The organism is Microvirga arvi, assembly GCF_016892765.1.
GTDB classification, from domain to species: domain Bacteria; phylum Pseudomonadota; class Alphaproteobacteria; order Rhizobiales; family Beijerinckiaceae; genus Microvirga; species Microvirga arvi.
Map to the genome: position 1 here is coordinate 14888 of NZ_JAFEMD010000007.1, position 19102 is coordinate 33989.

At 65.2% G+C, this 19102-nt stretch carries 20 protein-coding genes; 13 read left to right on the plus strand and 7 right to left on the minus strand.

The annotated features are described in order from the left end of the window. The first annotated feature begins 208 nt into the window (after window positions 1-208). From ILT44_RS06040 to ILT44_RS06055, 4 genes are all read left to right on the plus strand, one after another. A complete protein-coding gene (locus tag ILT44_RS06040; RefSeq protein ID WP_372441141.1) occupies window positions 209-1132 on the plus strand; it encodes a peptidylprolyl isomerase in 924 nt (307 codons plus the stop codon). Between the two features lie 920 nt (window positions 1133-2052). Further along, the gene (gene argJ / locus ILT44_RS06045) at window positions 2053-3294 is read left to right on the plus strand and encodes a bifunctional glutamate N-acetyltransferase/amino-acid acetyltransferase ArgJ (RefSeq protein WP_204238670.1); all 1242 of its coding nucleotides are present in this window, start codon (window positions 2053-2055) and stop codon (window positions 3292-3294) included. A 25-nt stretch (window positions 3295-3319) separates the two neighbouring features. Then, window positions 3320-3730: a (deoxy)nucleoside triphosphate pyrophosphohydrolase gene (locus ILT44_RS06050; protein WP_204238671.1), complete on the plus strand. Its 411-nt coding sequence runs from the start codon at window positions 3320-3322 to the stop codon at window positions 3728-3730. Between the two features lie 8 nt (window positions 3731-3738). Next, entirely contained in the window at window positions 3739-4665 is a 927-nt protein-coding gene (locus ILT44_RS06055) for a DMT family transporter (RefSeq protein ID WP_204238672.1), read from the plus strand. On the opposite strand, the gene ILT44_RS06060 is transcribed toward ILT44_RS06055, so the two are convergent. The 4 genes from ILT44_RS06060 to ILT44_RS06075 all read right to left on the minus strand — a co-directional run bounded on the left by ILT44_RS06060 (window position 4649) and on the right by ILT44_RS06075 (window position 7660). Continuing rightward, window positions 4649-5083, minus strand: coding sequence for an acyl-CoA thioesterase (locus tag ILT44_RS06060; protein WP_204238673.1), 435 nt, complete (start codon window positions 5081-5083; stop codon window positions 4649-4651). The two genes, ILT44_RS06055 and ILT44_RS06060, sit on opposite strands and share 17 nt — an antisense overlap. An 8-nt stretch (window positions 5084-5091) precedes the next feature. Next, window positions 5092-6240 (minus strand): iron-containing alcohol dehydrogenase, encoded by a 1149-nt coding sequence (locus tag ILT44_RS06065; RefSeq protein ID WP_204238674.1) that lies wholly within the window; start codon window positions 6238-6240, stop codon window positions 5092-5094. Window positions 6241-6333: 93 nt separating this feature from the next. Beyond that, on the minus strand, window positions 6334-6699 hold the full coding sequence (locus ILT44_RS06070; protein ID WP_204238675.1) for a DUF427 domain-containing protein: 366 nt from the start codon (window positions 6697-6699) through the stop codon (window positions 6334-6336). Between the two features lie 82 nt (window positions 6700-6781). Then, the gene (locus tag ILT44_RS06075) at window positions 6782-7660 is read right to left on the minus strand and encodes a methyltransferase domain-containing protein (protein ID WP_204238676.1); all 879 of its coding nucleotides are present in this window, start codon (window positions 7658-7660) and stop codon (window positions 6782-6784) included. Window positions 7661-7936: 276 nt separating this feature from the next. Between ILT44_RS06075 and ILT44_RS06080 the strand changes: the two genes are divergently transcribed. From ILT44_RS06080 to ILT44_RS06095, 4 genes are read left to right on the plus strand one after another with little or no spacing between them, the layout of a single operon-like run. Next, a complete protein-coding gene (locus tag ILT44_RS06080) occupies window positions 7937-8719 on the plus strand; it encodes a ComF family protein (RefSeq protein WP_204238677.1) in 783 nt (260 codons plus the stop codon). Between the two features lie 51 nt (window positions 8720-8770). After that, the gene (grxC, locus tag ILT44_RS06085; protein ID WP_204238678.1) at window positions 8771-9028 is read left to right on the plus strand and encodes a glutaredoxin 3; all 258 of its coding nucleotides are present in this window, start codon (window positions 8771-8773) and stop codon (window positions 9026-9028) included. Window positions 9029-9043: 15 nt separating this feature from the next. Then, a complete protein-coding gene (locus ILT44_RS06090; protein ID WP_204238679.1) occupies window positions 9044-9907 on the plus strand; it encodes a carbon-nitrogen hydrolase family protein in 864 nt (287 codons plus the stop codon). A 45-nt stretch (window positions 9908-9952) separates the two neighbouring features. After that, window positions 9953-10399, plus strand: a complete 447-nt coding sequence (locus tag ILT44_RS06095; protein ID WP_204238680.1) for a DUF1178 family protein — start codon at window positions 9953-9955, stop codon at window positions 10397-10399. A 39-nt stretch (window positions 10400-10438) separates the two neighbouring features. Here ILT44_RS06095 and ILT44_RS06100 read toward each other — a convergent pair whose 3' ends face one another. Together ILT44_RS06100 and ILT44_RS06105 are read right to left on the minus strand one after the other, a co-directional pair. After that, the gene (locus ILT44_RS06100; RefSeq protein WP_204238681.1) at window positions 10439-10816 is read right to left on the minus strand and encodes a hypothetical protein; all 378 of its coding nucleotides are present in this window, start codon (window positions 10814-10816) and stop codon (window positions 10439-10441) included. A 127-nt stretch (window positions 10817-10943) separates the two neighbouring features. Continuing rightward, window positions 10944-11273, minus strand: a complete 330-nt coding sequence (locus ILT44_RS06105; RefSeq protein ID WP_204238682.1) for a hypothetical protein — start codon at window positions 11271-11273, stop codon at window positions 10944-10946. A gap of 263 nt (window positions 11274-11536) precedes the next feature. Here ILT44_RS06105 and ILT44_RS06110 point away from each other — a divergent pair, with 263 nt between their 5' ends. Together ILT44_RS06110 and nhaA are read left to right on the plus strand one after the other, a co-directional pair. Beyond that, window positions 11537-12058 (plus strand): metallophosphoesterase family protein, encoded by a 522-nt coding sequence (locus tag ILT44_RS06110; RefSeq protein ID WP_204238683.1) that lies wholly within the window; start codon window positions 11537-11539, stop codon window positions 12056-12058. A 103-nt stretch (window positions 12059-12161) separates the two neighbouring features. After that, window positions 12162-13382 carry a Na+/H+ antiporter NhaA gene (nhaA, locus tag ILT44_RS06115; protein ID WP_204238684.1) on the plus strand — a complete coding sequence of 407 codons (1221 nt, stop codon included), beginning with the start codon at window positions 12162-12164 and terminating at the stop codon, window positions 13380-13382. Here the strand turns inward: nhaA and ubiG are convergent. Next, window positions 13351-14079, minus strand: a complete 729-nt coding sequence (gene ubiG / locus ILT44_RS06120; protein ID WP_204238685.1) for a bifunctional 2-polyprenyl-6-hydroxyphenol methylase/3-demethylubiquinol 3-O-methyltransferase UbiG — start codon at window positions 14077-14079, stop codon at window positions 13351-13353. The two genes, nhaA and ubiG, sit on opposite strands and share 32 nt — an antisense overlap. 335 nt (window positions 14080-14414) lie before the next feature. Between ubiG and ILT44_RS06125 the strand changes: the two genes are divergently transcribed. From ILT44_RS06125 to prfA, 3 genes are all read left to right on the plus strand, one after another. After that, window positions 14415-15653, plus strand: coding sequence for an aspartate kinase (locus ILT44_RS06125; RefSeq protein ID WP_204238686.1), 1239 nt, complete (start codon window positions 14415-14417; stop codon window positions 15651-15653). Between the two features lie 89 nt (window positions 15654-15742). Further along, on the plus strand, window positions 15743-18010 hold the full coding sequence (ptsP, locus tag ILT44_RS06130) for a phosphoenolpyruvate--protein phosphotransferase (protein WP_204238687.1): 2268 nt from the start codon (window positions 15743-15745) through the stop codon (window positions 18008-18010). After that, a complete protein-coding gene (gene prfA, locus ILT44_RS06135) occupies window positions 18010-19098 on the plus strand; it encodes a peptide chain release factor 1 (RefSeq protein ID WP_204238688.1) in 1089 nt (362 codons plus the stop codon). The genes ptsP and prfA overlap by 1 nt, the downstream gene beginning before the upstream one ends. Window positions 19099-19102 lie beyond the last annotated feature (4 nt).

The window sequence follows — 19102 nt, forward strand, 5'->3', positions numbered from 1 at the left end:
GCGCCGCCTTATAGACCTAATTATGCCAGAGTGCATCTTAAAGCCTGTGCCTTTAGTGGCGCAGCCTCAAGGGTGCCCAGGAAGCCCGTTCAAGACCCCGCGAGCGGCGATGCTGTGACATAAATATGCCATCACTTGCAAACGTAAACACATTCGGCCATCTGATCGTCGCTGTCCGTGGGCGATCACGCTCACCAGAGGAAAAACAATGTCTCGCTCACTCACCCTTCGGAAGAGCCTTCTGACCCGGAGCCTTCTGACCCTTGGGGTTGCCCTGCCCGTCATGGCCGGCGCCGCCCTCGCCCAGACCCCTCCTGCCCAGACTCCTCCTGCTTCTGCCACGTCGGCTGCGGCCGTTCCGGCCGTCGATCCCTCCAAGGTGATCGCCCGGGTCAACGGCGTCGAGATCACCGAGGGCGACCTCGCCATCGCGGCCGAGGATTCGGCCCTGCAGATGCCGAACGTGCCCGACGAGCAGAAGCGCGAGCTGCTCACCGGCTACATGATCGACCTGAAGCTCGGCGCCAAGGCGGCCGAGGCCGCCAAGGTCGGCAGCGGAGCGGAATTTGCCCGCAAGCTCGCCTATAACCGGGACAAGACCCTGCTCGACGAGTACCTCGACCAGGAGGCCAAGAAGGCCGTGACCCCGGAGGCCGCCCGCAAGCTCTATGACGAGACCGTCAAGAGCGTGCCGGCCGAGCAGGAGGTCCGCGCCCGCCACATCCTGGTGGAGAACGAGGACGAGGCCAAGAAGATCGCGACCCGTGTGAAGGGCGGCGAGGATTTCGCCAAGGTGGCCGGCGAGGTCTCCAAGGACCCCGGCTCCAAGACCGACGGCGGCGACCTCGGCTTCTTCACCAAGGACCGCATGGTCGAGCCCTTCGCCGAAGCCGCCTTCAAGCTCGAGGCCGGGCAGATCTCCGATCCCGTCAAGAGCCAGTTCGGCTGGCACGTGATCAAGGTCGAGGAGAAGCGCAACAAGCCGGCGCCGAGCTTCGAGGAGACCAAGGACCAGGTGCAAACCTACCTTGCCCGCAAGGCCCAGCAGGACCTGATCCTCGGCCTGCGCAAGAATGCCAAGATCGAACGCCTGGACGACAAGGGCAAACTCGTCGAGCAGAAGCAGCCATAAGCGTCACGGAGCGGTAAGATCATCGGGCGGCCTTGAGGCCGCCCTTTTCATGGGCCTGAACCTCGACACTGTCATCCCCGCGCAGGCGGGGATCCATAACCGCTGACGTGACAAGAGGAGGTACGGCGGCAATGCCTGTGTGTTCTCCGTGAATGTCGTGGTTATGGATCCCGGGCTCTGCTGCGCAGCCCCGGGAGGACGGTGCTTTCCTGGTCTTGCGATCCCGGATCGGCTGCGCCGTCCGGGATGACGGATGTGTCTGTCAAAGAGCCAGCGCCTTGGGGCCCGCAGCGTGAGCTGCGAGCCTTGGGGTGAGATCGAGGGTGGCGCGTCAGGCAGCCCGGCTCGATGGTGTGATTGGAAAGTGAGAGCCGGACTGCTCGTCACGCGCGGTTTGTTTCAGCGGACCTGGATCAAGCCAGGATCGGCCACCCGCGATCACAGGGGTGCGAGGCCTGCGGCGGGACCGCTCCCTGCCCCACTCTTGCGACGCCTCGCGAGCGCGCCCCTCGAGGGCGGGGATAGGGAATGATATAGCCCAGCTTAGGACGATTGTCAAGAACAAAATGAGAACGCGCCACCTGCCCTCTCCCCTGTGCGGGAGAGGGTGGCCCTCGCGTCAGCGAGGGTCGGGAGAGGGGCAGTGCGAGACCGATGACGTCCCCTCTCCCGGCTCACTTTCGTTCGCCACCCTCCCCCGCAAAGGGGGAGGATTCGCGCTAGGCCCGTCCGGAATGACGGGATGCTGGCCTGTCACGGAAGGGCTCCATTCTTCTCAAACCGGATCAAAGGTACTGGCGAGGCGGCGCCGTTCAGCTAATTCGAAATGACGTTTGGTGAAGCTTGCACTTGACAAGAAGCCTTAAAAAACCACAGGTCGCGGGTCGCAACGTCGTATCCCCACATCGCCGAGTTCTCGCATGTCCAAGACCGTGTCTCCGCTTGCGCCCAAGTCGTTTCCGACGCTTCCCGCCCTTGAAGGCGTCAGGATCGCAACAGCGGAGGCCGGCATCCGATACAAGAATCGGACGGACGTGCTCTACGTGACCCTGCCGAAGGATACGAGTGTCGCAGGTGTCTTCACCCGCTCCAAATGCCCCTCGGCCCCTGTCGACTGGTGCCGCAAGAACTTAGGGAAGGGCACGGCCCGGGCGCTGGTCGTGAACTCGGGCAACGCCAATGCCTTCACCGGCAAGAAGGGCGCGGAAGCCGTCAAGCTCACCGCCGACATCGCCGCCGAGGCGGCGGGCTGCCGCGTCTCCCAGGTTTTCATCGCCTCCACCGGCGTCATCGGCGAACCGCTCGACGCCACGAAATTCGGCGGCGTGCTCGCGGCCTGCGAGAAGAAGGCGAAGCCCACCGCCTGGCTCGACGCCGCCAAGGCGATCATGACCACCGACACCTTCCCGAAGGTGGCGACCCGCAGGGCCACCATCGGCGGGGTCGAAGTCACCATCAACGGCATCGCCAAAGGCGCGGGCATGATCGCGCCCGACATGGCGACGATGCTCTCCTTCGTCTTCACCGACGCGCCCATCGCCGCCCCGGTGCTGCAGACGCTTTTGAAGAAGGGCGCCGACAAGAGCTTCAATTGCGTGACGGTGGACAGCGACACCTCGACCTCCGACACGCTTCTGTTCTTCGCCACTGGCGCGGCCGCCGCCAGGGGTGCGCCGGCGATCTCGCTGCCGAGCGACCGGCGCCTGAAGGAGTTTCGCGCAGCGCTCGAAGGCCTTCTGTGTGATCTCGCCCAGCAGGTCGCCCGCGACGGCGAGGGCGCGCGCAAGTTCGTGACCGTGAAGGTGACTGGCGCCACGGGCGCGACCTCCGCCAAGCGCATCGCCATGGCGATCGCCAACTCGCCGCTCGTGAAGACGGCGGTGGCCGGCGAGGATGCCAACTGGGGCCGCGTGGTCATGGCCGTCGGCAAGGCCGGCGAGCCCGCGGAGCGCGACAAGCTCGCGATCTGGTTCGGCGACATCCGCGTGGCCGTGAAGGGCGCTCGCGATCCGGAATACGACGAGGCCAAGACCTCCGCCTACATGCAGGGCGACGAGATCACGATCCGCGTGGATCTGGGCCTTGGCCGCGGCGAGGCAACCGCGTGGACCTGCGACCTGACCAAGGCCTATGTGGAGATCAACGGAGACTACCGGAGCTAATATCACTCAGGCCGTACGGATAAACATGCCCCCCCTCAAGCTCACCCTCGTCGTTGCCGTCGCCCTGATCGATACGGACAACCGAATCCTCCTGGCGCAGCGGCCTGAAGGGAAGCAGCTGGCCGGCCTGTGGGAGTTTCCCGGCGGCAAGGTCGAGCCGGGCGAGCGGCCGGAGGAGACGCTGATCCGGGAGCTGCGCGAGGAGCTCGGCATCACCGTGAAGGAGGCCTGCCTCGCGCCGCTGACGTTCGCGAGCCACCCTTACGAGACCTTCCACCTGCTCATGCCGCTCTATGTCTGCCGCCGCTGGGACGGCTTCGTGCAGCCGCTGGAAGGGCAGGGTTTGAAATGGGTCAGGCCGCAGGAGCTGCGCTCCTATCCCATGCCGCCGGCCGACGAGCCGCTGATCCCCTTCCTCGTCGATCTCCTGGTCTGAGGTTGCGCATGTCCGCCGCACCTGGGGAAGCCGCCGCGCTTCCCGCAGCCCCGACCCCAGTCTTCATGGTGGTGAACCTCCTCGTCTGCTCGATGCTGTGGTCTACCTCCTTCCTGTTCATCAAGTTGAGCGGAGACATAAACCCCTTCGTGCTGGCCTCCATCCGTGGCCTCGTCGGCGCGTCCGCCCTCGTCTCGTGGTTCGCCGTGCAGGCCAAGAGCTTCCGCCCCGACAATGGCCAATGGCATCATTGGGTGGTCCTCGGCGCCTTCAACGGTTGGATCCCGAACGTCTTGACGGCGTATGCGCTGACTCAGATCGGAACCGCTCCGGCGGCCATGATCCAGGCGTCCGGGCCGCTCATCGTCGCGGTTCTGTCGCACCTGCTTTACGCGGATGAGCGGCTGACCCCGCGGCGCTTCGCGGGCGTCCTCATCGGCTTTGGGGGCATGGGCATCCTCATCGGACCTGCGGCCCTGCCGGATAGCGGCATCAGCCCCTGGGGTGCGCTGATCATGGTGGCGACCGCCCTCAGCTATGCCACCGCGAACCTCTATGTCCGCTCGATCAAACATGCGGATCCGGCCCGTCTTGCTCTCGGTCAGCAGATCTGCTCCGCCATTCCGGCGACCGCGCTGGCGCTCATCGTCACCGGCCCGTCCGCCTATGCAGCGGTGCAGAACAGCGCGGCTTCGCTGCTGGCGCTTGGCATCATCTCGACCGCCCTGCCGATTCTGCTCTTCATGCGGCTCATCCGCCGCGCCGGTCCGACCCGAGCCTCGATGGTCGGCTATCTCCAGCCGGTCTGGACGGCGACCCTTGCCGTCCTCTTCCTCAACGAGAGCATCGGCCTGCGCGAGATGATCGGCGGTGCCGTGGTGCTGACCGGCGTCGCGCTCGTGTCCTTGAGCGGACGCCTCAGGCAAGCTCGCTGAGAGCTCTGCGTGTCTCGGGCGGGATCTCCACCGGTCGCTGGGTGGCACGGTCCACATAGACATGGACGAAATGCCCCTGTGCCGCCGCCGCTTGAGCGCCGTGCTTGAAGATCCCGATCCGGTAGCGCACCGAGGAGCGCCCGAGATGCGCGACCGCAATCCCCGCCTCCAGCGCCTCGGGGAAGACGACGCTCTCGAAATAGCTGCAGCCGGACTCCACCACGAGACCGATGACGGGGCTCTCGGTAATGGTGAGAAGCCCTTTCTCGACGAGCCAGCCGTTCACCGCCGAGTCGAAATACGAGTAGTAATGCACGTTGTTCACGTGCCCGTAGGCATCGTTGTCCATCCAGCGGGTGGCGATGGGGCGAAACAGCCGGAAAGCCGAGCGATCGGGGCGCGAGGGACGGTCTGACATCGCGCGTCTCACCAGGCCGCTTCGTAGATGGCGCGCGCATCGTCAAGCGTGAGAGGGCGCGGATTGTTCACGAGCAGACGCGTCTGATTCATCGCATCCTCGGCCATCATCGGCACCGCATCCCTAGGGATGCCCACATCGCGCAGGCGCGGCTGCAAGCCCACCTTCGCGCAGAGGGAAGCCAGAGCCTCGACGAAGGCCGAGGCGCTGGCGCGGCTTTCCAGTTCAGGGAAAGCAAAGGGTGCGAGTTCCGCATAAGCGGCCTCGCAGGCGCTCGCGTTGAAGCGCAGGACATGCGGCAGCACGAGGGCGTTGGAGAGCCCGTGGGGAATGCCGAAATGCCCGCCGACAGGATAGGCCAGCGCGTGGACGGCGGCGACCGGCGCGTTGGCGAAGGCCTGGCCCGCCAGCATGGAGCCGAGCAGCATGGCCGAGCGCGCCTCGACGTCGCGCCCTTGGTGCACGGCGCGCTCGATGTTGCGGCCCAGGAGCCGCAGGGCTTCCTTCGCCAGCGCCTGCGAGACCGGATTGTTGTTGGCGCTCGTCGAGGTATAGGCCTCGATGGCGTGCACCATCGCGTCGATGCCGGTGGCTGCCGTCACATGCGGCGGCAGGCCGAGGGTGAGATCGGGGTCGAGAAGCGCAATATCCGGGATGATGAGCGGCGAGACGACGCCCTTCTTCTCATGCGCTCCCGTGGTGACGATGGAGATCGGGGTCACCTCCGATCCCGTGCCGGCGGTCGTGGGAATGGCGAGCAGCGGCAGCCGGGGTCCCTTCGCGAGGCCGACACCATAGATGTCGGAAAGGCTCTCGCCGCTCGCCGCAAGCAGCGCCACGAGCTTTGCCACATCGATGGAGGAGCCGCCGCCGAAGCCGATGACCGCCCTCGCATCGAAGGCTCTGGCCTTCGCAACGGCGGCGAGCACTACCTCCTCCGGCGGATCGGCGACGACCGCATCGAACACATCGACCGCGATGCCGGCTTCCTCCAGTGCATGGAGGGCCGGCGCAATGAGCCCTGCCTTCACGAGCCCGGCATCGGTGACCAGCGCCACACGCGGCCCGAGGCGCTGGGCGACGATTTGGCCGAGGCGCGCGATGCTGCCGGAGCCGAAGACGAGGGAGGGTGCGGTATTGAAGGTGAACGGCGACATGGATGTTTCCCGAGGTGGGATTTCTTTGCGCCGAAGATGCCTCGTGCTTGCCGAGGCAGCAACCGGCCTCCCTTACGCCATTAGGAGAACATCCTAGTCCTTGAACTCCTCGATGGCATCCACCTTCTCCGGATAGAAGGCCAGATGCTCCTTGATGGCGACGACCGAGGGGAACGGCTCCTCATAGCTCCAGGCCGCATTCTCGCGCACGAGCCCGCCTCCGTTGACGGTGAAATAGGAGGCATTGCCCTTGTAGGGGCAATGGGTGTGATGATCCGTGGAATCCAGGAGATCCATGTGCACATCCTGGCGCGGAATGTAGTGCACGGGTGGAAGGGTCGCCTCCTGCAGGGTGAGCGCCTGCGTCGTCTCCGCGACGATGAAGCCGCCGAGCATAACCCGGATGCGGTGCGGATTGCTCGTGATGGTGATCGGATGATCCGGACCGGGCTCCTTCATGGCGTTTCCTTCTCCAAGACGTGTCCCCTGGAGAATGAAGATAGGGCAACCTAGGTGCACCCCAAGGCGTCAAGCCGACCGGCTACTCCTTACCGGGCTTGGGTGCGCCTTCCTTCACGCCGAGCGCATCGGCCAACCGCACCTTGGCCGAACCGGGGCGCAGCGGCTTCTGCTGGCTTTCATGCGGGGTCCAGCCCGAGAGCCAGACGATCTCGAAGGTGGCCGGGATCCGTCCGTCCGGCTCGCCGAAACGCTCCGCATAGATCTCGGCCGCCCGCATGAGGGTGGCGCGCCGCAGCGGGGTTTTGCGGCGGTCGTTGAGCGCGTTGGTCAGGCCCATCCGGCGCAGGTCCCGCATGAGGGCGAAGGCATTGGCATAGCGTACCCGAACGACGTCGGAATCGGTCACCGGCAGGGCAAAGCCCGCGCGCTGAAGCAGGCCGCCGATGTCGCGCAGATCGGCAAAGGGAGCCACGCGGGGACTCACGCCGCCCTCCACCTCCGATTCGGCCTGCGTGAGGGATTGGCGCAGCTCGGTGAGCGTGCTCCCGCCGAGCAGCGCCCCGATGAACAGGCCGTCGGGTTTCAGCGCCCGGCGGATCTGGATGAGGGAGCCAGGCAGGTCGTTGACGGAATGCAGGGACAGGAGAGACACGGCGAGGTCGAAGCGCTCGCCGGAAAACGGCAGATGCTCCTCGTCCCCCAGGGTGCTGCCCGGCTCCGGCACCAGCGACAGCCGGACCACCGTCCCAGCGCGCCCGCTCCGGCGCAAAGCCTCGGCAGCGGCGGGCGTCGGGGTTCCCACATCGAGCGCGAGCGGGAACTCCCGCAGCACGGCGGAGAGCCGCTCCTCCAGATCCTCGACGGTACGAACCAGCAGGAAATCGGCATAGCCCTGATGCAGCGCGCGAGCGAGGCGCCGGCGGACGAGGGAGCGGTCGAAGACGAGGGGCGTGCTCATGAGGCGCTGGATATGGCGTGTACTGGACGAAGCTCAAAGGATTTTTTGAGTGGAACGCCTCTTCCCTCCCCCTTGCGGGGAGGGATTAAGGGTGGGGGTCGCAAAGTCGGCATGCTGACCCTCATCCAGAGAGCACGATGGCCGCTACAGCACCTGTCTGGATTAGAGGTCTCGCCGGTTGGACCACCCCCACCCCTGCCTCTCCCCGCAAGGGGGAGGGGAAAAGCCTTGGCTACCCTTCTCGCCCCTCACCGGCTGTTCAGCTAATCTTCATCCATGAGCAAGCCTCTCGACGCTGAGCCGATTCAACTCCACGACCGCTTCCGCCTCGGAGCGAGGGAAACTTGGCGTTCGGCTCTGGGGCTCATCTACCCGCCCACCTGCATCGCCTGCCAGGCCGCGACGGGAGAGCCTCATTCCCTCTGTGCCGGCTGCTGGTCTCAGGTGCGCTTCATCGAGCGTCCCTTCTGCGACCGGCTCGGAACGCCGTTCGCCGTCGATCTCGGCCAACCGCTGCTCTCGCCGGCGGCCATCGCCGATCCGCCGGTTTTTGGGCGCGCTCGGGCCGTGGCCGAGTATGAGGGAACCGCGAGCCTCCTCGTGCACCAGCTGAAATACAACGACCGGCTCGAACTCGCCCGGGCCCTCGGCGGCATGATGGCCCGGGCCGGGGCAGAGCTTCTAGCCGATGCGGACGTGATCGTGCCGGTCCCGCTCCATCGCTGGCGGCTCTGGTGGCGCCGCTTCAACCAGGCGATGGCTCTCGCCAGGGCCGTGTCGGCCGGGAGCGGCGTGCCCTGCGACCCGTTCCTGCTCGCCCGCGTCAAACACACCCGCCGTCAGGTCGGTCTGACCAAGGCGCAGCGGCAGGAAAACCTGCAGGGTGCCTTCCGCGTGCCTGCCGAGGCCAGGGCGCGGCTGGAGGAGAAGCGGGTGCTTCTCATCGACGATGTTCTGACCACGGGCTCCACCGCCAATGCCGCCGCGCGGGCGCTCTTGCGCGGCGGAGCGGCCAAGGTGGATATTCTCGCCTTCGCGCGAGTTGTGAAGGAGTTGTGATTGGAGCCTAAAGCTTCCTATATCCCCTCCAACACAGGAGAATTCTCTGCCATGCAGCCTATCACTATTTATACCAAGGGCTGGTGCCCATATTGCTCGGCCGCCAAGAAGCTTCTCGACGACAAAGGCGCCGCCTTCACCGAGATCGACATCGAGAAGAAGCCGGAAGCCCGGGCCGAGATGATCCAGAAGGCCAAGGGCCGCACCACCGTGCCGCAGATCTTCATCGGGGAAAAGCATGTCGGCGGCTGCGACGACCTGTATGCTCTTGATGACAGGGGCCAGCTCGAGCCTTTACTGCAGGCCTGACGGAGACCAGATTCGATGAACCCGACCCGCTTCACCGCCGCCTGCATCCAGATGCGCTCCGGGCGCGACGTGCTCAAGAACCGCGACGATGCGGTGGCCTTGGTCCGTCAGGCCGCAGACCAAGGCGCGCATTTCGCCCAGACCCCGGAGATGACCTCGCTGGTGTGCCGGGACCGGGCCGAACTCTTCGACAAGGTCGGGCCCGAAGCGCAGGATCCGGTGCTGGCCTCCTTGCGCGAGGTGGCGCGGGAGCGGGGCATCGTGGTCCAGATCGGCTCGATCGCCGTCAAGGAAGGCGACAAGGTCGCCAACCGGGCGTTCCTGATCGACGCGAGCGGCGAAGTGGTGACCTCCTACGACAAGATCCACCTCTATGATGTCGACCTGCCGAACGGTGAGAGCTGGCGCGAATCGGCCACCTATACGGGCGGCACCTCAGCCATCGCAGCCGAGACACCCTGGGGCTATCTCGGCATGACCATCTGCTACGACGTGCGCTTCGCCGCCCTCTACAAGGCTCTAGCCGAGAACGGAGCCTCGTTCCTGTCGGCGCCGGCTGCCTTCACCAAACAGACCGGCGAGGCGCATTGGCATGTGCTGCACCGGGCGCGGGCCATCGAGACGGGTTCCTTCATGATCTCCGCCGCCCAGGCCGGACTGCATGAGGACGGGCGCGAAACCTACGGCCATTCGCTGATCATCGATCCCTGGGGCCGGGTTCTGGCGGAAGGCGGTACGGAGCCCGGCGTGTTCCTGGCCGAGATCGACACGGCCCTCGTGGCGGAGGTCCGCGGCCGCATCCCGACCCTCAAGAACGCTAAGGCATTCAAGGTCGAGGTCGTTCCCGCCATCGAGACGGATCGGGCGGCCACCGCCTGATCCCCCTTCCCTTTTCGAGCCCTCATCCATACGTCTTACCAGGACATGATCAAGTACGCCCTGGCCTGCGAGCAGGCCCATGAGTTCGAAAGCTGGTTCCCCTCAAGCGAGGCGTTCGAGACGCAGCGCAAGCGCGGCTTCGTGACCTGCCCGTTCTGCAACTCCGCGAAGGTCGAGAAGCAGATCATGGCGCCCTCCGTCGCCCGCACGGACAAGGCACTTACGGCACCGGCGCCGGAGGCCCAGCCGATGGCGGTTCTCTCCGAGCGGGAGCGGGAATTGCGCGCTGCGCTGCGAGCCCTGCGCGAACACGTGATGAAGAACGCCGAGAACGTCGGCAAAGACTTCGTCGAGGAAGCCCGCAAGATGCATTACGGCGAGACGGAGGAGCGTTCGATCTTCGGCGAGGCGGACCTCACTGAGGCCAAGGCACTTCTGGAGGAAGGCATCGACGTGCTTCCCCTGCCCATCGTGCCTGACGACAGAAATTAGGGGCAGTGCTCCGCCTGTCCCAACCCTTGAAAGATCGGGCTATTTCTTCGGCGAGATCATCTCGATGCCGAGCTGCGTCTCGTTTCTGAACGCCCAGATGCTCTTGTAGCCGCCCTTGTTCTCGTCGTCCTCGACGAGAAGCGCCGTTCCGCTGGAGCCTTTGCTGGAGAAGCTCGCAGCCAGAATGCGCTCGTCGCCGATGGCGAAACCATCGTACCGCTCGCCGGCGATGTTCCAGGTGAGCTTGAACGTATCCTTGCTCGTCTGGACGATGGTCAGCGTTCCCGTGTAGTCGCTGTCGGGCTCGCCATTGTTCCCCTTGACCGTATACACACCCGGCCCTCCGGCCATAGCCGGAACGCTCAGGCCCATGGCAAGGCCTGTCAGGACCAGCCCGAAAAGCTTAGACTTGATCATCTGTTTTCCCCGTGAAGATCTTCGGAGCCCTAGAGCTGTTTCCACTGACGTGGAATCATCTCTCTTCTTTTGCTCGCCGCATATTTGACGGCGAACCGGATCCGCTTCGCCGAAATATGCTCTGGGCTCAGCGACGATAGGTGAATTTCGAGATCGAGCAGACGTCGACCGAGCGTCTAACGTGGGAGCTGCCATCGGTGAACACCGCCTTGAAGTCGAACTTGCATGCGCCGGTGCCGTCATCGATGTCGATGTCGAACACCTCTCCGACTGCCAGGGTATCCGAACCGAGGATATCTTCCTCCCAATCGTCCGTGCCGGTCGCGGAAGCATAGAACTCGGACATGGTCATTCCGGTATCGTTGACAATATCGACATGCCGATTGGCAGCAATCGCTGCGCTGAAAGCGGACACGGCAAAGAAGCCGGTCACGGCGAGAGTGGTGATGATCTTCAAGGTTTGCCCCTTAAGGTTGCAGCGGTGGCAGGTTTGGCCTGCGTAAATGCACCTCAGTCACAGCGAGCCTAGCTGTTGGGGACTTTTATTGTCTCGATTTGGCCAGATGCGGATTGGAAATAGCATAGCTTACGTTAAGGAAACATTGTCGGCCCGATCGAATTCCGATCCGGAATTCGAAGCCGTGTCGGGCTGAACTCTGTTCCAGGGTCGACGTTTCAACCTCGAACTCCATTTCATCGAAACCAATCGCAGGGGCTCATTTGGCGGTCTTCTTCACCAGCGATACCCATTTCGGCGACCCGCGGGTGCTGCGCATCGACAAGCGTCCGTTCAAGACGATTCCCGAACATGACGAGGCGCTCATCGTCAACTGGAACGAGGTCGTCTCACCGGGAGACGACGTCTGGCACCTCGGTGACTTCGCCCTGCATGTGCGGCCGGAACGGATCGATGAACTGCTCGGGCTGCTCAACGGCCGCAAGCACCTGATCACCGGCAACAACGATGGGACCGCGACCCTTGCTGCGAGGGGCTGGGAGAGCGTGCAGGCCTACGCGGAGCTCATGCTCGACGGGCGTGCGGTCGTGATGTGCCATTACGCCTTTCGCACCTGGAAGAACATGGGCCGCGGCTGGATCGACCTGCATGGGCACTCCCATGGCAAGCTCAAGCCGCAGACGCGGCAATACGATGTGGGCGTGGACGCCTGGGACTACCGGCCCGTCACCCTCGAAACCGTGCTCGGCACGCGACGCCGGCACATGGCTGCCGGAGCGGCCTGATCCGGCAGAGTTGCTCCTGGTATTGTGTCTGGACCGGATCATTTCCGGACGCTTGATCCGAACCATTCGCTATAAATTCTTCTGGGGTCACAAGGAGGCAAGGATGGATCGGCCGGCAAGCAGCCCGAAGCCCACGCGACGCATCTCGCTGATGCGCATGTTCTTCGACAGCGAAGCCTCCGGCGGCTTGATCCTCATGGGCGTAACGGTGATCGCCCTCGCGATCGCCAATTCGCCGTTGGCCGACGCCTATTTCGGCCTGCTCAAGACCTATGTCTTCGGCCTCAGCATCCTGCACTGGATCAACGATGCGCTCATGGCGGTGTTCTTCCTGCTGGTCGGGCTCGAGATCAAGCGCGAGATGCTGGACGGGCAGCTCTCCACCTGGCCGCGCCGCATGCTGCCCGGCATCGCGGCCTTCGGCGGCATGGTCGTGCCGGCGCTCGTCTATCTCGCCATCACATTGAACGAGCCGCAGCTCCATCACGGCTGGGCCATCCCGGCCGCCACCGACATTGCCTTTGCGCTCGGCGTGCTGGCGATCCTCGGCTCCAGGGTCCCGGCGTCGCTCAAGATCTTCCTGACGGCGCTGGCGATCCTCGATGATCTCGGCGCAATCGTCATCATCGCCTTCTTCTACACCAGCGACCTGTCGCTGATGATGCTGGGCGCAGCCGCCCTGTGCCTCGTTGCGCTGGTGGCCTTCAACCGTTTCGGGATCGTGTCGCTCCTGCCTTATCTCACTGTTGGCGCGGTGCTGTGGTTCTTCGTCCTGAAATCGGGCATTCACGCCACCCTTGCCGGCGTTGCGCTAGCGCTCACCATCCCGCTTCAGGCGGATCCGAAGAAGACACGCGCCGAGGATGCGCCCCTCCACCGGCTCGAGCATGCCCTTCACGGCTGGGTCGCCTATGCGATCATCCCGATCTTCGGCCTCGCCAATGCGGGCGTGTCTTTGTCCGGGCTTTCTCTCGATGCCATCCTGAGCCCCCTGCCCCTCGGCATCGCCCTGGGCCTCTTCATCGGAAAGCAGGCTGGCGTCTTCGCGTTCTCGGAGCTCGCGATCAGGCTCAACCTCGCCGATGTCCCGGCAGGCGCGACGCGCGCCCAATGCTATGGCGTTGCCCTGTTGTGCGGCATCGGTTTCACCATGAGCCTCTTCATCGGGGCGCTCGCGTTCCCGAGCCAGCCGGAACTGGGGGATGCCACCAAGATCGGCGTGCTGATGGGCTCCGCCTTGTCGGCGCTTGCAGGCTATCTGCTGCTTCGCATCGCGCCGCGGGAAAGGCCGCTCAAGCCTTCGAGGCCAGCAGCATATAATTGACGGCCGTATCGGATGAGAGGGACCAGCTGTCCCGCAGCGGGTTGTAGGCGACGCCCTTGAGGTCGTCGACCCTGAAGCCTGCCGTCTCGATGGCGGAGGCCAATTCCTCGGGCGTGACGAACTTGTCCCATTCGTGGGTGCCCTTGGGCAGCCAGCCGAGGATGTATTCGGCTCCCACGATGGCGGAGGCGAAGGAGCGCAGGGTGCGGTTGATCGTTGCCATGGCGAGAGAGCCTCCCGGCTTCACCGCCTGGGCGCAGGCCTTCACGAAGGCCTGCCGGTCGGCCACGTGCTCCACCACTTCCATGGCGAGCACCATGTCGAAGGTCTCACCCCTGGCGACGACCGATTCCACGGTCTCGTTGCGGTAATCGATGGTCACTCCCGCACGCTCCGCATGGAGCTGGGCCACCGAGATGTTGGTGGGGGCCGGATCGAGCCCCGTCACCCGGGCCCCGAGGCGCGCGAGCGGCTCGGAGAGAACGCCACCGCCGCAGCCTACGTCCAGAATCGCAATGCCCTCCAGCGAGCGGGCGGAGCGCGGGTCGCGCCCGAAGCGGCGGCAGGCCTCGTCGCGGATATAGCCTAAGCGCACCGGATTGAACTTGTGCAGCACCTTCATGGGCCCCTTCGGGTCCCACCAGGTCTCGGCGATCTTGTCGAAACGGGCGACCTCGGCGGGGTCGATGGTCGTCATAAGATCCTCCGCGAGGCTTCCCTCCCCCTTGCGGGGAGGGGTAGGGGTGGGGGTGGTGCGACCGGGTGAGCGATCACCGAATGAGAGCACTGCATTCGCCTTGCAACTGCTCATAGGACGAAGTGCTTGGCTTTGCGACCCCCACCCTGAATCCCTCCCCATCACAAGTCGGGTGTTCCCGACTTGTGCAAAATACGGTCCATCTCGGGTAAACCCGAGGTGGATGGAGAGGGAAAACGCGCGTTGACAGGGCGCGGCCCTACCGTCATGTATACGCGCCTTTCGCACCGCGAAGGGCAAAATTTTCCCTGACCCTTAACGGCCCTTCCTCACCCATGCCCCGTCTCGTCATGAAGTTTGGTGGAACCTCCGTCGCCACCGTAGAGCGCATCCGCAACGTGGCGCGGCATGTCAAACGCGAGGTCGAGGCCGGCTACGACGTGGCCGTGGTGGTTTCCGCCATGGCGGGCAAGACCAACGAGCTCGTCGGCTGGGTCAAGGAGGCCTCGACCCTCTACGATTCCAAGGAATACGACGTGGTTGTCGCCTCCGGCGAGCAGGTGACGTCCGGCCTTCTCGCCCTTGCCTTGCAGGAGATGGGACTCAAGGCCCGCTCCTGGCAGGGTTGGCAGATCCCGATCATGACCTCGGAGGCCCATGGCTCGGCCCGCATCGCCGCCATCGACGGAACAGGGATCCTCAAGAGCTTCACCGACAGAAAGGAAGTCGCCGTCGTCTCCGGCTTCCAGGGCGTTCACCAGCCCACGGGCCGCGTCACCACCCTCGGCCGCGGCGGCTCCGACACCAGCGCCGTGGCGCTCGCCGGCGCCATCCAGGCCGAGCGCTGCGACATCTATACGGACGTCGACGGCGTCTACACCACCGATCCGCGCATCGTGCCCAAGGCCCGGCGCCTGGACAAGGTTTCTTACGAGGAAATGCTGGAAATGGCCTCGCTGGGGGCCAAGGTGCTTCAGGTGCGCTCGGTCGAGCTCGCCATGATGCATCGCGTACCCACCTATGTCCGCTCCAGCTTCGACGATCCCGCCGATCCCAAGCTCGGCACCCTCATCTGCGACGAGGAAGACATCATGGAACAGCAGGTCGTCACGGGCATCGCCTATTCGCGCGACGAAGCCCAGATCACGCTGCGGGACATTGCCGACAAGCCGGGCATCGCCGCGTCGATCTTCGTGCCCCTGGCCGAGGCCAACATCAACGTGGACATGATCATCCAGGTCGTGTCCGACAATGCCGCCACCACGGACCTCACCTTCACGGTGCCCACGGCCGATTACGAGCGGGCCTGCGCGCTCCTGAACGCCCACCGGGACGAGATCGCCTTCAAGGAGCTCCAGGGTGCGACCGACGTGGTCAAGGTCTCCGCCATCGGCGTGGGGATGCGCAGCCATGCCGGCGTGGCGGCCCGGGCCTTCAAGGCCTTGGCGGACAAGGGGATCAACATCCGCGCGATCACCACGTCTGAGATTAAATTCTCAGTGCTGATCGAATCGGCCTATACGGAGCTTGCGGTTCGTACGCTCCACTCGCTATACGGCCTAGATCAAGCCTGATTGACGAGGGATCGGTCAGGCTGCGACAGTGAACGAGTCAGCCGCCGGTCCACCTTGCCGGCCCTTGAAGGACGGGAACAGATAAGCTCATGCCAAGTGCTCCCGGCGGTCCGCGCCTTCTGCTGCGCCGCCTCCGCGAGATCATGGCGGAGCCGGTCGGGGCGCAGGACCGTCTCGACAAGATCGTCACCCAGATTGCTGCGAACATGGTGGCGGAGGTGTGCTCCGTCTACGTGATGCGCGGCGACGGTGTGCTCGAGCTCTTCGCCACCGAGGGCCTGAACCGGGAAGCCGTCCACCTCACGGTCATGCGGTCGGGCGAAGGCCTCGTGGGCCTCATCGCCTCGACGGCCGAGCCCCTGGCGCTTTCCGACGCCCAGAGCCATCCTTCCTTCTCCTACAAGCCCGAGACGGGCGAAGAAATCTACCACGCCTTCCTGGGCGTGCCGCTGCTTCGCGCCGGCAATACGCTCGGCGTCCTCGTCGTCCAGAACCGCACCTATCGCGTCTATACCGAGGAAGAGGTCGAGGCCCTCCAGACCACCGCGATGGTGGTGGCCGAGATGCTCGCCACGGGCGAGCTGCAGGCCCTGGCGCCGGTCGAAACGGGCATTGCCCTGCGCCGCCCCGTCTACCAGAAGGGCGTCGCCCTCGCCGACGGTGTGGGACTGGGATACGTGGTGCTCCACGAGCCTCGCGTGGTCGTCAAGAACCTCATCGCCGAGAACATCGAAGCGGAGCTGACGCGTCTCGACGCGGCCATCGCCGAGGTGCGCCTGTCCATCGACGAGCTCATCGAACGCGGGGATGTGGCCCATCACGGCGAGCACCGGGAGGTTCTCGAAACCTTCCGCATGTTCGCCCACGATCAGGGCTGGCTCAGGCGCATGCGCGAGGCGGTGACCTCCGGCCTGACGGCCGAAGCCGCCGTGGAGCGGGTCCAGTCCGACAACCGCGCCCGCATGCTGCGCCAGACCGATCCGTACCTGCGCGAGCGCCTGCACGACCTCGATGACCTCGCCAATCGCCTGCTCCACAAGCTCGTGGGGCGGGACTTCGTCGCGGAACGCGGGCAGCTGCCGGAGAACGCCATCATCGTGGCCCGCTCCATGGGACCCGCCGCCCTGCTCGACTACGACCGCTCGCGCCTGCGCGGCCTGGTCCTCGAAGAGGGCGGGCCGACAAGCCACATCGCCATCGTCGCCCGGGCGCTGGGCATCCCGGCAGTCGGCGAGGTAGCGAATGCGACATCGCTCACGGAACCGGGCGACGCCATCATCGTCGACGGCGCCGCGGGTGAGATCCAGATCCGGCCGAACCCGGATGTGGAGGCGGCTTATGCCGAAAAGGCACGGTTGCGCGCCCGTCGGCAGGAGCAGTACCTCAAGCTGCGCGACGTGCCGTCCGTCAGCAAGGACGGGGTCGAGGTGAGCTTGCAGCTCAATGCCGGCCTCGTGGTCGACCTGCCGCATCTGGCCGAGACCGGCGCTGCGGGCGTCGGCCTGTTCCGCACCGAGTTGCAGTTCATGATCGCCGAGCGGATGCCCTCGGCCTCCGAGCAGCAGGCGCTCTACAGCACCGTCTTTGCGGAAGCCGGCGGCAGGCCCGTCACCTTTCGTACCCTGGATATCGGCGGCGACAAGATCCTGCCTTACATGCAATCCGTCGAGGAGGAGAACCCGGCCCTCGGCTGGCGCGCGATCCGCATCGGCCTCGACCGTCCGGGCCTGCTGCGCGCCCAGATCAGGGCTCTTCTCAAGGCCGCTGCCGGCCGGCCTTTGAAGATCATGTTTCCCATGGTGGCGACCTGCGACGAGTTCGAGCGCGCCAAGCAGTACGTGGAGCGGGAGAAGATTCACCTCGCCAATCACAACCACCCCCTGCCGGCGGACCTGAAGCTCGGCGTCATGCTGGAAGTTCCCTCCCTCCTGTTCCAGCTCAAGGAAATCTGCGCGAGCGCCGACTTCATCTCGCTCGGCACGAACGACCTGATGCAGTTTCTCTTCGCCAGCGACCGCGAGAACCGGCGCGTGGCGGACCGTTTCGACCCGTTGAGCGCACCCATGCTGCGGGCCCTGAGCATGGTGGCGGAGCATGCTCAAGCGTCGGGCTGCCTGGCCACGGTCTGCGGCGAGATCGGCGGGCGCCCCCTCGAAGCCATGGCTTTGATCGGCCTGGGCTTCCGCTCGTTATCCATGTCTCCGGCCTCCATCGGTCCGGTGAAGGCCATGTTGCTGGAGATGAACGTCGCGGATATCAGCGCCTTGATCCGCGAGGAACTGAAGAGCGCCGGGGGCGGCGAAACGCTGCGTCCGAAGCTTGCCCATTTTGCGGAAACCCGTGGTATTCCGGTCTGATGTCGATTGCCCCTCCCTCTGATCGCCTGAACGCCATTCTCGCCCGCCATGACATCATCACGGCGACGCTCAATGCCGGACCGGACCCGGAAACATTCGTCGCCCTCTCCCGTGAGCTCGCCGAGCTCGACGGAGTGGCGGAGGCCATCCGCGCCTATCGGGCGATGGAGGACAACCTGCAGGGCCTGCAGGCGCTCCTGGACGACCCCTCCATGGATTCCGAGATGCGTTCGCTCGCTGAGGACGAGCTGCCCCAGGCTCGAGACGATCTGGAGAAGGCGGCGCAGGCTCTGCGCCTGATGCTGCTGCCCAAGGACGAGGCGGACGAGAAGAGCGCCATCCTCGAGATCCGCGCCGGCACCGGCGGCGACGAGGCCGCCCTCTTCGCCGGCGACCTGCTGCGCATGTACACCCGCTATGCGGACCTGAAGGGCTGGAAGGTCGAGATCGTCTCCGAGAGCGAGGGGACGGCGGGCGGCTACAAGGAAGTGGTGGCCGAGATCAAGGGCCGGAGCGTGTTTGCGCGCCTCAAGTTCGAGAGCGGGGTCCACCGGGTCCAGCGCGTGCCGGATACGGAAACGCAAGGGCGCATCCACACCTCCGCCGCCACGGTCGCCGTGCTGCCGGAGGCCGAGGATGTGGATATCACGCTCAACGACGCCGACCTGAAGATCGACACCATGCGCGCGCAGGGTGCCGGCGGCCAGCACGTGAACAAGACCGAATCGGCGATCCGCATCACCCATATCCCGACCGGCATGGTGGTGTTCGTCCAGGACGAGCGCTCCCAGCACAAGAACCGCGCGCGGGCCATGGCCCTGCTGCGCGCCCGCCTCTACGACGCCGAGCGCACCGCCAAGGACGCGGCCCGCGCCGCCGACCGCAAGGCGCAGGTGGGCTCCGGCGACCGCTCGGAGCGCATCCGAACCTACAACTTTCCGCAAGGGCGCGTGACCGACCATCGCATCAACCTGACCCTCTACAAGCTGGAGGAAGTGATGGCGGGCAATGCCCTCGACGAGCTGATCGACGCCCTGGTGACCGAGCATCAGGCGGCCCAGCTCGCCGCTCAGGACCAGGCTGCGTGAGCGG

Coding starts and splice junctions, on each gene's coding strand:
- ILT44_RS06060 (WP_204238673.1), bottom strand. CDS start 5,083: ATGTCAGACCGTCCCTCGCGCCCCGATCGCTCGGCTTTCCGGCTGTTT.
- ptsP (WP_204238687.1), top strand. CDS start 15,743: ATGCCAAGTGCTCCCGGCGGTCCGCGCCTTCTGCTGCGCCGCCTCCGC.
- ILT44_RS06055 (WP_204238672.1), top strand. CDS start 3,739: ATGTCCGCCGCACCTGGGGAAGCCGCCGCGCTTCCCGCAGCCCCGACC.
- ILT44_RS06075 (WP_204238676.1), bottom strand. CDS start 7,660: ATGAGCACGCCCCTCGTCTTCGACCGCTCCCTCGTCCGCCGGCGCCTC.
- ILT44_RS06125 (WP_204238686.1), top strand. CDS start 14,415: ATGCCCCGTCTCGTCATGAAGTTTGGTGGAACCTCCGTCGCCACCGTA.
- argJ (WP_204238670.1), top strand. CDS start 2,053: ATGTCCAAGACCGTGTCTCCGCTTGCGCCCAAGTCGTTTCCGACGCTT.
- ILT44_RS06065 (WP_204238674.1), bottom strand. CDS start 6,240: ATGTCGCCGTTCACCTTCAATACCGCACCCTCCCTCGTCTTCGGCTCC.
- nhaA (WP_204238684.1), top strand. CDS start 12,162: ATGGATCGGCCGGCAAGCAGCCCGAAGCCCACGCGACGCATCTCGCTG.
- grxC (WP_204238678.1), top strand. CDS start 8,771: ATGCAGCCTATCACTATTTATACCAAGGGCTGGTGCCCATATTGCTCG.
- ILT44_RS06050 (WP_204238671.1), top strand. CDS start 3,320: ATGCCCCCCCTCAAGCTCACCCTCGTCGTTGCCGTCGCCCTGATCGAT.
- ILT44_RS06070 (WP_204238675.1), bottom strand. CDS start 6,699: ATGAAGGAGCCCGGTCCGGATCATCCGATCACCATCACGAGCAATCCG.
- ILT44_RS06095 (WP_204238680.1), top strand. CDS start 9,953: ATGATCAAGTACGCCCTGGCCTGCGAGCAGGCCCATGAGTTCGAAAGC.
- ILT44_RS06090 (WP_204238679.1), top strand. CDS start 9,044: ATGAACCCGACCCGCTTCACCGCCGCCTGCATCCAGATGCGCTCCGGG.
- ILT44_RS06080 (WP_204238677.1), top strand. CDS start 7,937: ATGAGCAAGCCTCTCGACGCTGAGCCGATTCAACTCCACGACCGCTTC.
- ILT44_RS06040 (WP_372441141.1), top strand. CDS start 209: ATGTCTCGCTCACTCACCCTTCGGAAGAGCCTTCTGACCCGGAGCCTT.
- prfA (WP_204238688.1), top strand. CDS start 18,010: ATGTCGATTGCCCCTCCCTCTGATCGCCTGAACGCCATTCTCGCCCGC.
- ubiG (WP_204238685.1), bottom strand. CDS start 14,079: ATGACGACCATCGACCCCGCCGAGGTCGCCCGTTTCGACAAGATCGCC.
- ILT44_RS06100 (WP_204238681.1), bottom strand. CDS start 10,816: ATGATCAAGTCTAAGCTTTTCGGGCTGGTCCTGACAGGCCTTGCCATG.